This window comes from Pseudomonas sp. 05L36 (assembly GCF_056398125.1).
This window is the reverse complement of sequence record NZ_JBFTOU010000017.1, coordinates 1-12,706: the sequence shown is the minus strand read 5'-3', so window position 1 is coordinate 12,706 and position 12,706 is coordinate 1. Positions and strand designations below refer to the sequence as shown.

Annotated in this window: 11 protein-coding genes and 1 pseudogene; 6 read left to right on the top strand and 6 right to left on the bottom strand. The window is 60.2% G+C overall.

Annotation, left to right across the window (positions count from 1 at the left end):
- Window positions 1-24: 24 nt before the first annotated feature.
- On the top strand, window positions 25-957 hold the full coding sequence (locus tag AC1DKH_RS18485) for a sugar kinase (RefSeq protein ID WP_477798870.1): 933 nt from the start codon (window positions 25-27) through the stop codon (window positions 955-957).
- A gap of 126 nt (window positions 958-1,083) precedes the next feature.
- On the opposite strand, the gene AC1DKH_RS18480 is transcribed toward AC1DKH_RS18485, so the two are convergent.
- The 5 genes from AC1DKH_RS18480 to moaA form a co-directional block, all read right to left on the bottom strand.
- Window positions 1,084-1,359: a peptidylprolyl isomerase gene (locus AC1DKH_RS18480; protein ID WP_008066899.1), complete on the bottom strand. Its 276-nt coding sequence runs from the start codon at window positions 1,357-1,359 to the stop codon at window positions 1,084-1,086.
- 67 nt (window positions 1,360-1,426) lie between these two features.
- On the bottom strand, window positions 1,427-3,964 hold the full coding sequence (locus AC1DKH_RS18475) for a PAS domain-containing hybrid sensor histidine kinase/response regulator (protein WP_477798869.1): 2,538 nt from the start codon (window positions 3,962-3,964) through the stop codon (window positions 1,427-1,429).
- Window positions 3,965-4,167: 203 nt separating this feature from the next.
- Window positions 4,168-6,123: an acetoacetate--CoA ligase gene (locus tag AC1DKH_RS18470; protein WP_477798868.1), complete on the bottom strand. Its 1,956-nt coding sequence runs from the start codon at window positions 6,121-6,123 to the stop codon at window positions 4,168-4,170.
- Between the two features lie 76 nt (window positions 6,124-6,199).
- Window positions 6,200-7,099, bottom strand: a complete 900-nt coding sequence (locus tag AC1DKH_RS18465) for a bestrophin family protein (protein WP_477755215.1) — start codon at window positions 7,097-7,099, stop codon at window positions 6,200-6,202.
- A gap of 5 nt (window positions 7,100-7,104) precedes the next feature.
- A complete protein-coding gene (gene moaA, locus AC1DKH_RS18460; protein ID WP_477798867.1) occupies window positions 7,105-8,103 on the bottom strand; it encodes a GTP 3',8-cyclase MoaA in 999 nt (332 codons plus the stop codon).
- Between the two features lie 635 nt (window positions 8,104-8,738).
- On the opposite strand from moaA, the pseudogene AC1DKH_RS18455 reads away from it, so the two are divergent.
- Window positions 8,739-9,091: pseudogene (locus AC1DKH_RS18455) on the top strand (cytochrome d ubiquinol oxidase subunit II); the annotation flags it as partial.
- Window positions 9,084-9,239 (top strand): DUF2474 domain-containing protein, encoded by a 156-nt coding sequence (locus AC1DKH_RS18450; RefSeq protein WP_477764046.1) that lies wholly within the window; start codon window positions 9,084-9,086, stop codon window positions 9,237-9,239. The pseudogene AC1DKH_RS18455 and the gene AC1DKH_RS18450, both read left to right, overlap by 8 nt.
- A 243-nt stretch (window positions 9,240-9,482) precedes the next feature.
- On the opposite strand, the gene AC1DKH_RS18445 is transcribed toward AC1DKH_RS18450, so the two are convergent.
- Entirely contained in the window at window positions 9,483-10,334 is an 852-nt protein-coding gene (locus AC1DKH_RS18445; RefSeq protein ID WP_477798866.1) for a CAP domain-containing protein, read from the bottom strand.
- A gap of 141 nt (window positions 10,335-10,475) precedes the next feature.
- On the opposite strand from AC1DKH_RS18445, the gene AC1DKH_RS18440 reads away from it, so the two are divergent.
- The 3 genes from AC1DKH_RS18440 to AC1DKH_RS18430 form a co-directional block, all read left to right on the top strand.
- Window positions 10,476-11,096 (top strand): cell wall hydrolase, encoded by a 621-nt coding sequence (locus tag AC1DKH_RS18440; RefSeq protein WP_477755402.1) that lies wholly within the window; start codon window positions 10,476-10,478, stop codon window positions 11,094-11,096.
- 200 nt (window positions 11,097-11,296) lie between these two features.
- The gene (locus AC1DKH_RS18435; RefSeq protein WP_477798865.1) at window positions 11,297-12,274 is read left to right on the top strand and encodes an NAD-dependent epimerase; all 978 of its coding nucleotides are present in this window, start codon (window positions 11,297-11,299) and stop codon (window positions 12,272-12,274) included.
- A gap of 48 nt (window positions 12,275-12,322) precedes the next feature.
- Window positions 12,323-12,706 (top strand): glycosyltransferase family 2 protein (locus AC1DKH_RS18430; RefSeq protein WP_477798864.1); only part of this gene is annotated, 384 nt, incomplete at its 3' end.

The following is a 12,706-nucleotide window of genomic DNA, read 5'->3' as shown; positions in this document are numbered from 1 at the left end:
CGAAACACCAGAGACCCCACAACAATGAACACCATCAACACCCTGGGCCCCAACACTCCACGCATCGCCCTGATAGGCGAATGCATGATCGAGTTGCAGCATCGCGCCGACGGCAGCCTGCAACAGAGCTTCGGTGGCGACACCTTGAACACGGCGGTGTACCTGTCCCGGGAACTGGGAGAGAACGGCACCGTGGATTACGTCACCGCCTTGGGCGATGACAGTTTCAGCGACGCGATGTGCCAGAGTTGGGCGGAGGAAAATATCGGGCTCGGCATGGTTCAGCGCCTGCCGGGACGTCTGCCGGGTTTGTATTGCATACAGACTGACGCCGCCGGTGAGCGACGCTTTCTGTACTGGCGCAACGAAGCGGCGGTACGCGATTGCTTCACCACCCCGGCCGCCGTGCCGATCCTTGCGGCGCTGCCGGATTACGACGTGCTGTACTTCAGCGGCATCACCCTGGCGGTACTCGGCGTGCAAGGCCGGGAAAAGTTGCTGAACACCCTGATCGAAGCCCACCAGTGCGATGCGCGAATTGTGTTCGACAACAACTACCGGCCACGGCTGTGGGCGTCGGTCGAGGACGCCCGGGCGGCGTATCGCCGTGTGCTGCCGCATGTCGACCTGGCGTTGCTGACAGTGGATGACGAAGAGGCGTTGTTCGGTTACTCCGATTGTGAGGCGGTGTTCGCTGCGTATGAGCAGATGGGTACGCCGGAGGTGGTGCTCAAGCGCGGCGCCGAAGCGTGCCTGATTCGTTGTGATGGCGAGTCATTCGAAGTGCCGGCGCAGAAGGTCGAGCGGGTGGTGGACACCACGGCGGCGGGGGATTCGTTCAGCGCGGCGTATCTGGCTTCGCGGCTCAAGGGCGGCAGCCCTTCGCAAGCTGCCGAGGCCGGGCATCGGTTGGCGAGCCGGGTGATTCAGGTGCCGGGGGCGTTGATCCCACGGTAAGCGGTGAATGGCCGCTGGCTGCGCCATCGGATCGCGAGCAAGCTCGCTCCCACAATTGATTTGTGCCCGGCGCAGAACCCCTGTGGGAGCGAGCTTGCTCGCGATGGGGGCCGAAAGCCAACAGCATCAATCCCGGAAAAACACCTGCACCAGGTGATAGCCGAACTTGCTCTTGATCGGCCCATGCACCACCCGCAGCGGTTTTTTGAAGATTACCGCATCGATCACGCCGACCATCTGCCCCGGGCGTACTTCACCGAGGTCACCGCCGCGCTTGCCCGAGGGGCAGGTCGAGTACTTCTTGGCCAGCACATCGAACGCTTCACCCTTGGCGATGCGTTGTTTGAGCTGCTCGGCTTCTTCCGAGGTTTTCACCAGAATATGGCGGGCTTGAGCTTTCATGTGGCGGTTACCTTGCAACGGTGGTGGCTATGTGGGTGGCAGCGGGGGCGCGCGATTATGCCTCAACTCAGTTTGGTTGACCGATCATCGTGCGAATCTTGTTGGCCAGCAGGTCGATGGAAAACGGTTTGGCCACCATGTCCATGCCTTCCTCGAGGAAACCCTGGCGTTCGGCGGCGATTTCCGCGTAACCGGTCATGAACAGTACTTTCAGTTCGGGGCGGTGCTGGCGGGCGATTTCTGCCAGTTGCCGGCCGTTCATGCCTGGCAACCCGACGTCGGTCACCAACAGGTCCAGCCGCAGGTCTGACTCCAGCACCGGCAGGGCACTCTTGGCATCTTCGGCTTCATGGGCGCGGTAGCCGAGCTCCTTGAGCAGGTCCAGTACCAGCATGCGCACCGCCGCATCGTCCTCTACCAGCATCACGGTTTCGCCGGCAATCGCCGCCGGTGCCTCGCCGCCGACGGGCGACAGGACTTTTTCCGACTCGGCCGAATGCAGACGCGGCAGGTACAAGCGCACGCTGGTGCCCCGTTCAGGCAGGCTGAACAGACTGACGTGGCCCCCCGATTGTTGGGCGAAACCGTAAATCATCGACAAGCCCAAGCCGGTGCCCTGGCCAATGGGCTTGGTGGTGAAGAACGGGTCGAATGCCTTGGCCAGCACCAAGGGCGTCATGCCGGTGCCGTTGTCGCTGACGGTAATCATCACGTAGTCGCCGGGCTTGAGTGGTTCCAGGGTCGTGATGTCGCTGCCGTCGAGGTACACATTGGCGGTTTCGATCTGCAGCACGCCGCCATCCGGCATGGCGTCCCGGGCGTTGATCACCAGGTTGAGCAAGGCGTTTTCCAACTGACTGACATCCGTGCTGATCCGCCAGATGTTTTCGGCCAGTTGCAGTTTGAGTTCGATGTGGTCGCCCTTGGTTCGACTGAACAAGTCTTCGAGCGAGTGAACCAACTCGTTGGGGTTCAGCGGCTTGCGGTTGAGCGACTGTCGCCGGGAGAACGCCAGCAAGCGATGGGTGAGGGCGGCGGCACGGTTGGCCGAGGACACTGCCGCCTCGGTGAATCGGCCGATCTCGCTGGCACGGCCGTCGGCGATGTAGCGCTGCATCAGGTCGAGGCTGCCGATGATGCCAGTGAGCATGTTGTTGAAGTCATGGGCGATGCCGCCGGTAAGCTGGCCGACCGCATCCATTTTCTGGGCATGGCGCAAGGCGTCTTCGGCACGCTCACGTTCGAACATCTCGTTCTGCAGGCGCTCGTTGGCCTCGGCCAGTTGGCGGGTGCGGGCGGCAACCCGTTCCTCAAGGGTTTCGTTCAGGTTGCGCAGGGCTTCTTCGGTCTTTTTGCTTTCGGTTTCATCGATCACGAAGATGTAGAAACCGTTTACCGCGCCGTCTGCGCCGTGGCGTGGCAGGTAATTCATCAAGGCCTGGCGGGTGCTGCCGTCGCGGTGTGGCGTGCTGATGCTGAAACAGCAGGGCCGGCCGGACAGCGCCTCAGTGATGTACGGGGCGCGCAGTGCATAGGCTTCTTCGCCGATCACTTCAAGAATGGTTCGCCCGTAAAGTTCTTGCGGCGTCAGCCCGTACCAGTCGAGGTACGCCGCATTGTTCAGGCGAAAGCGTTCTTCGCGGTCAACGTAACTGATCAGGACCGGCATGGCGTTGATGATCAGTTGCAGCTCGGTCTGGCTCTGGCGCAGGGCCTGTTCGGTGTGTTTACGTTCGGTCAGGTCCAGGGCGGCGCCGAGGAAGCGCATCGGCCGGCCGTGGTGATCCTTGTAGCAGCGACCGCGGGCAAACACCCAACGCATCTGGCCGTCGGTTTGGAGCAGGCGATACTCCTCGGCGTACTCAGTGCCGTGGGTGATGCAATGCTTGATGCTGCGGGCGATCAGGGCGCGGTCTTGCGGGTGTACGCCGTGCAGGTACTCGCTGATCGGCAACTGGCTGGCCATGGCCGGGTCGATCCCGTGCAGTTGGGCAAAATGCGCATCGGCGATGAAACGGTCCTCGCTGATGTCCCAGTCCCAGGTGCCGACCGCATCGGTGGCGGCGAGGGCCAGTTGCAGGCGCTCCTCGGTTTCACGCTGGGCCTTGAGGCTGGCCGCCGAGCGCTGTTCGAGTTCGAGGGCGATGCGCCGGCGTTCGTTGGTTTCGATGGCGGTGACCAGGATCCCGGCCACCTTGGCACTTTCGTCACGGATTGGGCTGTAGGTCAGGTCGAGCCAGAAGTCGGATTCCCGGTCCCCGCGTTGCAGGGCAAAGCGCTGCTCACTGTAGGTTCGCACCTGACCTTGCAGGACGGCGCTGTATATCGGGTCGGTAAAGTCTTGCAACTCTGGCCAGATCAGGTGTGTCGGTTGGCCGAAAGCGTGTGGATGTTTGCTTCCGGCGAGCAGGGCAAAGCCGTCGTTGTAGATCTGTGTCAGCTGCGGGCCCCATAGCAACAGCATCGGCATTGGCGAGTGAATGACGATGTCCACGGCGGTTCGCAGGCTTTGTGGCCATTTACTGGCCGCGCCCAGCGGGCTGCTTGCCCAGTCGATTCGGGCGATCAAGGCCTGGGCATCGCTGGCGGTTGGTGTTGCGTTCATTCGGGAGTCCTGCACATGAGTCGCTTTGGCTGGCCTCTATTCTTGCACAGGTGGTCGATTGTGGAGGACCCGTCAGGGTGAGCGGTAGGCGACACAGTACCCTGTGGGAGCGAGCTTGCTCGCGATGGCGTCGGGTCAATTTGCATTGATGTCAACGGACACTCCGCTATCGCGAGCAAGCTCGCTCCCACAGGTATCCCATTTCAATCCATCAGTTCGGGCCGGTCACGAAATTGTTCCAGCGCCTCGGGATTGGCCAGCGCATCGGTGTTCTTCACTTTCTGCCCGTGCACCACATTGCGTACTGCCAACTCAACGACTTTGCCGCTGATGGTCCGGGGAATGTCAGTCACCGCGACAATCTTGGCCGGCACATGACGCGGCGTGGTGTTGGCGCGAATCGTCTGGCGGATCTGCTGTTGCAGCGCCTCGTCCAGTTCGAGCCCGTCGTGCAAGCGTACGAACAGCACCACCCGCACGTCATCCTGCCACTGCTGACCGATGGCCACGCTGTCGAGTACCTGGGGGACTTTCTCCACCTGACGATAGATTTCCGCCGTGCCGATGCGCACGCCGCCGGGGTTGAGCACGGCATCGGAGCGACCGTGGATCATCATCCCGCCATGGGGCAGTTGTTCGGCGTAATCACCTTGGGCCCAGACGCCGGGGAACAGGCTGAAATAGGATTGGCGCAGTTTCTCGCCATCGGGATCGTTCCAAAGGCCAATGGGCATTGCCGGGAAATGCCGGGTGCAGACCAGCTCACCTTTTTCGCCGATTACCGGGTGGCCTTCGTCGTTCCACACTTCGACGGCCATGCCCAGGCTCTTGCCCATGATCTCGCCACGCCTGACCTGCGACATCGGGTTGCCGTTGACGAAGCACGAGACGATGTCGGTGCCACCGGACATCGAGGCCAGACACACGTCAGCCTTGAAGTCGCGATAGACGAAGTCGTAACTCTGCGGTGACAGCGCCGAGCCGGTGCATGGCAGCATCTTGAGGCTGCTCAGATCATGGCTTTCACGGGGCTTGATACCGCTGCTTTCCAGGGTCGCGAGGTATTTGGGGCTGGTGCCAAAGACACTGATGCGTTCGTCGTCGATCAGGTCGATCAGGCGCTGCGGCTCGGGGTGGAACGGCGAGCCGTCGTACAGCACCACGGAGCTGCCTGTCGCCAGCGCCGACACCAGCCAGTTCCACATCATCCAGCCGCAGGTGGTGTAGTAGAACAGCCGTTCACCGGGGCCGAGATCACCATGCAGGCCGTGTTCCTTGACGTGTTGCAGCAACACGCCGCCGGTGCTGTGGATGATGCATTTGGGTACGCCGGTGGTGCCGCTGGAGTAGAGGATGTACAGCGGATGGGCGAAGGGCACGGGGACGAAATCCGGCTCGCCGCCGGGCGTGTAGAAATCGTCCCACAACGTCACATTCGCCTGGGTGCGGAATTCTTCTATGTGCGCGTGTGGCCGGGCGTAAGGCACGATGATCAACTGTTGCAGCGAAGGCAGACGCTGGAGAATCTCGTTGACCTTGGCGGTTTGGTCGATTTCCTTGCCGGCGTAGCGATAACCGGCGCAGGTCACCAGCACTTTCGGTTCGATCTGGCCGAAACGGTCAACCACCCCTTGGGTGCCGAAGTCCGGCGAAGAGCAGGACCAGATGGCGCCAAGGCTGGTGGTGGCGAGCATGGCCACCAGGGTTTGCCAGGTGTTGGGCATGCACGCGGCGACCCGGTCGCCAACCCTGACGCTGGCTGCTATCAGCCCGTTTTGAAAGCCGGCGACATGTTCCGCGAGTTCGGCCCAGGTCAAATGTTCACGCAGACCGTTTTCGCCAACGGCTACCACGGCGATCGCATCATCGCGACGCTGTAGCAGGTGTTCGGCAAAGTTCAGCGTTGCGCCGGGGAACCACTGGGCGCTGGGCATCTGCGGGCCTTCGAGCAGCACCGCGTCAGGTTGCTCGTGGAAGCGGATGTCGAAGAAGTCGACGATGGCCTGCCAGAAGTCCGGGCGTTGCTCGATGGACCATTGGTGCAGGGCAGGGTAGTCGTCGATCTTGAGGTGATGCCGCTGATTGATGAAACGCCGGAAGGCCTCCATGCGGGTCTTGCCAATGCGTTTGGCGTCAGGTTGCCAGAGGATGTCGGACATGGTTTGCCTCTTCTTATGCCTTTAGATCCATTCGCGGGCAAGCCCGCTCCCACAGGTTTTGCTTTTTTGCTGGAAATCAGTTCAACACAAAATCCACCGGCTCCAGCTGTGGCGGCAACTCTGTCACACCCAGGGCCGCCAGTACATCACGCTCGATGTTGCGCACGATGGCGTCGGTGGGCAGGTCGTTTTCGTCGCGGCCGAAGGGGTCTTCCAGTTCATCGGCAATCGCATCCAGGCCGAAAAAGGTGTAGCTGACAATCGCGGTGAAAATCGGTGTCAGCCAACCCAGGGGTTCGGCCATGGCAAACGGCAAGAGGATGCAGAACAGGTAAATGGTGCGGTGCAGCAACAGGGTGTAGGGGAACGGCAGCGGGGTGTTCTTGATTCGTTCACAGACGGCCTGGGCATGGGTCAGGCTGGTCAGGTGGTTGGCCATGAGCGTGTAGCGCCAGTCGTTGATCGCCCCTGACTCGTTGAGTGCCGAGCACTGCTGACCGACCTGCATCAGTATCTGCCCGCTGACGTCCGTGGTGTTGCCCTTGGGCATCGGCTGCAGCCAGTCGCCACTGGCGGCCAGTTCGTTTTCCTGGCGCAGCCGCGCGTTGAGGGCATGGGCAAAGCCACACAGGTTGCTGAGGACCGTGTGTCGCTCATCCGTGTCTTTGATAGCCAGGGTTTCACGAATCATCGAGCGGACTTCCACGATCACATCGCCCCACGCCTTGCGCGCTTCATACCAGCGGTCGTAGCAGGCGTTGTTGCGAAAGCTCATGAAGATCGACAACGACAAACCCAGCAGCGTGAAGGGCGTGGCGCTGACCTTGGAAAAGTAGCTGGGGTGCAAGGTTTCGATGAGCACGATGGCCGAGGCGAGCAGCGTCACCATCAGGCTGCGCCAGGCGATGCGTTTGGCAATCGAACCCTTGAGGGACGTCAGCACGCCGATCAGGTTGGGTTTGGGTCTTACGATCATGGGTTTCAGCCGCCCGTCATGTTCATGAAGCGAATGACCTGAACATCGTCGTTCACTTCGAAGTTGTGTCGATAAGGCTTGAGTTTCATCGCCTCGATAATGGCTTTTTCCAGGCGCTCGGGCTGTCCGGGGTGGCTGCGCAAGACCGCCTTGAGATCCACGGCGTGCTCATTGCCCAGGCACAGCAGCAGACGTCCTTCCACGGTCAGTCGCACCCGGTTGCAGGTGCCACAAAAGTTGTGGCTGTGGGGGGAGATGAACCCCAGGCGAATCTGCGGCGCCTCGGCCAGGCGCCAGTAGCGCGACGGACCCTGGGTCGACTCGGCGGAATCAATCAAAGTGTAGCGTTCGCCGATGCGTTCACGGACCTGGGCACTGGAGAAAAACGCTTCGGCGCGGCTGTGCTCGTGGATGGTGCCCAGCGGCATTTCCTCGATAAAGGAAATGTCGAGGTTGCGGTCGATGGCGAAGCTCACCAGATCATTGATCTCATGGTCGTTGCGGCCCTTCATCACCACGCAATTGAGCTTGGTATTGCGAAATCCAGCCTGGTTGGCCGCGTCGATGCCCTTGATCACCTGCGTCAGATCACCGGTGCGGGTCAGTTCGCGAAAACGTTGCGGGTCCAGGCAGTCGAGGCTGATGTTAAGGCGCTTGACCCCGGCGTCGAACAACGGTCCGGCCAGTTTGGCCAGCTGCGAACCGTTGGTGGTCATGCACAGTTCACGCAGGCCCGGCAGGGCGGCGATCTTTTCGCACAGTTGCACCACGCCCGGACGGATCAGCGGCTCGCCCCCGGTCAGGCGGATCTTGCGGGTGCCCAGTGCGACGAAGCTTTCGGCAACCTGGTAAATCTCTTCCAGGGTCAGCACCCGTTGGCGCGGCAGAAACTGCATGTCCTCGGCCATGCAATACACGCAACGGAAATCGCAGCGGTCGGTGACCGACATCCGCAGATAGTCCACGCGCCGGGAGAAGCCATCGATCAAGACTCGTTCTGACATGACTTCCTCTCCTGGCACCGAAAAAACTGTAGGAGCGAGCTTGCTCGCGATGGTCGTTAACGATTACGCGCGCTTGCTGGTTACACGCGGTGCTCTTGGGTCCATCGCGAGCAAGCTCGCTCCTACAGTTACGAACTCCGTTAATAACGGACTTGTTGAGCGCAGGCTAAGAGCAACTTTGGCTGGCGTCCAATCACTATTAATAACTGGGTGATCGACCGGATCTATGATGAGCTTTATTTTGTTTTAAGAATGGCTGTAATAGATTTCAAGATATTGAAAAATAACAAAAAAATCCATGATAGAGCGTTTCGATAATGTGGTCATAAATAGCGATTAGACTATATTTAAACGCCATTCATATGCGTTCTCCGCAAATCGAACAATGACCTGAGTCAGGTCGAAGCCTGTGTGCATTGTCACGGAGAAGTACCATGTCTCAAGTCGACCGATACAAACCCTATAAAGGTGCCGCCGCTGGTTGGGCAGTGAAAACGCGCTGAGGAGCATTCGCGTCATGCTCAAGACCAACCAGAACAGCGGGCTCGACTACCCCGGTTGCGCCTGGGGCGAGTCGCCGGAAAACGGCATGGTCAAGTTCCTGCTGCAATGGGAGCGCGAAGCACAGGTCAACGGTGGCGAGTGTGATCTGCGTGTGGACGCCAATCCTTCATCCGGAACTCGCCACGCGCTGGTTTGCCCATGCGCACCTGGCGATGTTCGGCTTGCTCAAGACCCTGCGCCAACGCCACACCCATAGGCCGTTCGCCTTCACCCTGATGCTGGTGTTCCTGGGCTATATCGGCCTGGCGTTCAGCCTCTGGCCGAACATCGTGCCGCCGTCGATCAGACTGTGGGCGGCCGCATCACCGCCGACTAGCCAGTTGTTCATCCTGATTGGCGCGCTGTTCATTCTGCCGATCATCTGATGTACACGGTCTGGAGCTACTACGTGTTCCTCAGCAAAGTGAGGATTGGCGATGGCTAGCATTGAAACGAATCAAACCGCACCTGCGCGCTGGTACAAGCGCCTGGGATGGCTGGTGGTGATCTGGCTGGGCAGCGTGGTTGCCTTGGGTGTGGTGGCGGGGGCGTTGCGGATGTTGATGCACGCGGCCGGGATGAGTAGCCACTGATGGCAAGCCATTAAAGGGTTCCAGTTCACTTTGAGGCGTATGTATGGATTGGATTGGGTGAATATCCATTTTTGCGGTAATGGCCACTAACGGTTCCGCCGTAAGGGCGGAACCGTTAGTGGCCGTTACCAAAGAAACGGATATGTACACCATCGGCTGCACAGTCCGCCCGCGACACACTCTGTGCGCCAAGGACTTCAGTCTCACCGCAAAAACTTTCTTAAAGGGCACAGAGTCTTGTCTTTACTGAGCCCCAAACATCGCCGTCCAGTAAATCCCCGCATCGCTCTTCGGGTCGGTCGCATACGCTGCGCCCAGTTCGCGGAACTGCGGGTTCATCAGGTTGGCGCAATGACCAGGGCTGACCAGCCAGCCTTCGACCACCTTGCGTACGCTGTCCTGCCCGGCGGCGATGTTTTCGCCGATCTGCTGGAAGTCATAGCCGGCCAGTTCCGCGCGGTCGCCCGGGGTGCGGCCGTCACGGTCCTTGTGATCGAAGTAGTTATTGTTGGCCATGGAGCGCGAGTTGCCTTCGGCGGCGGTGGCCAGCGTGGCGTTCCAGGCCAGCGGCGCGGTCGCATTGAAAGACTGGGTGCCGCATTGACGCGGCTTGGCCCGTGCGGCATTGAGTTCGATGAGCAGCTTCTGGCCCTCGGTCTGCCAGTCGCCCAGGTGTGAACTCAGCAGTGGCCGCGCCACGACGATGCGCCACTGATTGTCCTGGCGGCTGACGCCGACATCGACGAATTGCGGGTCGAGGACGATCTGGCAAAAACTCTCCTGAATCGCCTTCATCGCCGAGGCGGCATCGCGAGGCCCGGACAGGCTGATGGCCTGCACATTCTTCATGGGATAACCCGCAGTGGCCATGGCCTGCTGCAGATTGCCGATGCTCGGGCCGGACAGCACCAGGCGCGGGTCGGCCGACAGCGGCGGCAGCTCCGCTGAGACCTGGCCGGCACAGCGCTGCAGTTGGCTGCGGTAGACGTTGATCGATTCGACCAATTGCGCTTCGTCCGCCGCGATAGCGTTAGCGGCGAATACCAGGCCCAGAGACAAACCGGTCAAACGCAGTGCGGATGAGATGAAACCCATGAATATCCCCTTGAGCAGATTGCGCCCATGATGCGCGAAGTTGGTCCATCCAGGACAACGGATTTATCCAGAGTGTAGTGGGGTGGGCGAAATCATTTCACTACTAGACTGAATCGAACCACTCACCGAGTGACACCGACCATGCGCCTCGACTGGATCGCCACTTGCCTCGCCTTCATGTTGTTTGCCGGCCCGGTGTCCGCTGCGGATCAAGCGCAAAAGCAGCAAGCGGCCGAGAACAAGGCCGAGGTGCTGGAACAGAAAGCCGCCGAGAACAACAACCCCGCACCGGTGCCCAAGGCTGAAGCGATTACCCCGTCCGAAGTCCAGGCCGTCGACCCGGCGGGCGTCGCGCCGCTGGACGATGCGATCACGTGCCTGGCCCGGTCCATTTACTGGGAAGCCAGGGGCAAGGACACCGCCGACATGGAGGCGGTGGCCAACGTGGTCATGAATCGCCTGGGCCACGAGGGCTTTCCGGACACGGTGTGCAAAGTGGTCAAACAGGGTTCAGAAACCAAGAGTTGCCAGTTTTCCTGGTGGTGTGACGGCAAATCCGATTCGGTCCAGGAAGAGGTGCCTTACGCGATGGCCAAGGAAATCGCGCGCAAGGCCCTGAACAAGGAACTGCCGGACCGCACGCAGGGTGCACTGTATTTCCACGATCGTACCGTCAAACCGGATTGGGCCACGCAATACATCAAGACCGTGGATATCGGTTTGTTCCGGTTTTACAAGCCACATGACGATTCGGCCAGATAATAGCGGCTGTTTCGGCCAGATATGGTTTTTTTTGCTGAGGTTGCGCACGGCGTTATCGAAACTGAAATGTTTCTGTTTTATAAGCTTCACAACGAAACCGTGCGCGAATGACGCCATAAGCAGGAGCTACACATGAAGCCCACGAGGGTCTGGATCAGTAATCTCGCGTCGATCGCAGCGCAGTCGCAGGCGTGCGTCCAATGACCGTTCTGGTCACCGGTGCAGCCGGGTTCATCGGTTTTCATACGGTCCAGCGTTTGTGCCGCGAGGGTCAGGACGTTGTCGGGATCGACAACCTCAACGACTACTACGACGTGGAGCTCAAGCACGCACGCCTCAAAGTGCTGGAGACTTTGCCGGGTTTTCGTTTCCGGAAAATGGACATCGTCGATAAACCGGCCCTGATGAGCCTGTTTCAAGAACACCGTTTTACCGAAGTGGTGCATCTGGCTGCTCAAGCCGGGGTGCGCTACTCGCTGGACAACCCGGATATCTATGGGCAATCGAACCTGGTGGGTTTCCTCAATGTGCTGGAAGCCTGTCGGCACTATCGCCCCGAGCACCTGATCTACGCCTCGAGCAGTTCGGTGTACGGCACCAACAGCAAGATGCCGTTCAGTGTCGAGGACCCTGTCGAACATCCCGTTTCGCTGTACGCCGCCAGCAAGCGCGCCAATGAACTGCTGGCCGAAAGTTACTGCCATTTGTATGGCCTGAAAGCCAGTGGCCTGCGCTTTTTTACCGTCTACGGTCCATGGGGTCGCCCGGACATGGCGCTGTTCAAGTTTACCGACGCCATCCTCAAAGACCTGCCCATCGACATTTACAACCAGGGGCAGATGTCGCGCGACTTTACCTACGTCGACGACATTGTCGAAGGTATCGCCCGACTACGCCCAAGGCCTCCGGTGCCGGAAGGCTCCGCCACCGGGGTAAACCGGCTCTTCAACATCGGGCGTGGCATGCCGGTGGCGTTACTGGATTTCGTCGACTGCCTGGAGTCCGCCCTGGGCCTGCAGGCCCGGCGCAACTACATGCCGATGCAGGCCGGTGATGTGGTCAAGACCTGGGCCGATGTCTCGGCACTGGCCGAGTGGGTGGGCTTCAGCCCGCAGGTGACGCTCGAAACCGGCGTCGGCGAGTTTGTGAAGTGGTATCGGCAGTTCTATCAGATTTGAAGCGTTCGCCTCTGATCTCGAAAAAATCAAAAGGGCGAGAGAGACCCCATGAACCAAGACATTTTTGTATCCGTACTGATTCCCGCCAAAAACGAAGCGAACAACCTCAAGCCATTGCTTGAGGAAATCCGCGTCGCATTGGCCGCTGAATCGTACGAAATCATCGTCGTCGACGATGGCAGCACCGATGCGACCCTGCAGGAATTGCGGCAGATCCGCCAGAACGGCCTGAACACCCTGCGCATCCTCCATCACGAACGTTCGCTGGGGCAGAGCACTTCGTTGTACCACGCCGCACGGGAGGCCCGCGGGCAATGGCTGGCGACCCTCGATGGCGACGGCCAGAACGACCCGGCGGACATCCCCGGCATGCTGGCGCTGGTGCGCGGCGAACCGGGCCAGGTTGACGTGCAACTGGTCGCCGGGCATCGG

Coding starts and splice junctions, on each gene's coding strand:
- AC1DKH_RS18475 (WP_477798869.1), bottom strand. CDS start 3,964: ATGAACGCAACACCAACCGCCAGCGATGCCCAGGCCTTGATCGCCCGA.
- AC1DKH_RS18485 (WP_477798870.1), top strand. CDS start 25: ATGAACACCATCAACACCCTGGGCCCCAACACTCCACGCATCGCCCTG.
- AC1DKH_RS18435 (WP_477798865.1), top strand. CDS start 11,297: ATGACCGTTCTGGTCACCGGTGCAGCCGGGTTCATCGGTTTTCATACG.
- AC1DKH_RS18470 (WP_477798868.1), bottom strand. CDS start 6,123: ATGTCCGACATCCTCTGGCAACCTGACGCCAAACGCATTGGCAAGACC.
- moaA (WP_477798867.1), bottom strand. CDS start 8,103: ATGTCAGAACGAGTCTTGATCGATGGCTTCTCCCGGCGCGTGGACTAT.
- AC1DKH_RS18465 (WP_477755215.1), bottom strand. CDS start 7,099: ATGATCGTAAGACCCAAACCCAACCTGATCGGCGTGCTGACGTCCCTC.
- AC1DKH_RS18480 (WP_008066899.1), bottom strand. CDS start 1,359: ATGAAAGCTCAAGCCCGCCATATTCTGGTGAAAACCTCGGAAGAAGCC.
- AC1DKH_RS18450 (WP_477764046.1), top strand. CDS start 9,084: ATGGCTAGCATTGAAACGAATCAAACCGCACCTGCGCGCTGGTACAAG.
- AC1DKH_RS18445 (WP_477798866.1), bottom strand. CDS start 10,334: ATGGGTTTCATCTCATCCGCACTGCGTTTGACCGGTTTGTCTCTGGGC.
- AC1DKH_RS18440 (WP_477755402.1), top strand. CDS start 10,476: ATGCGCCTCGACTGGATCGCCACTTGCCTCGCCTTCATGTTGTTTGCC.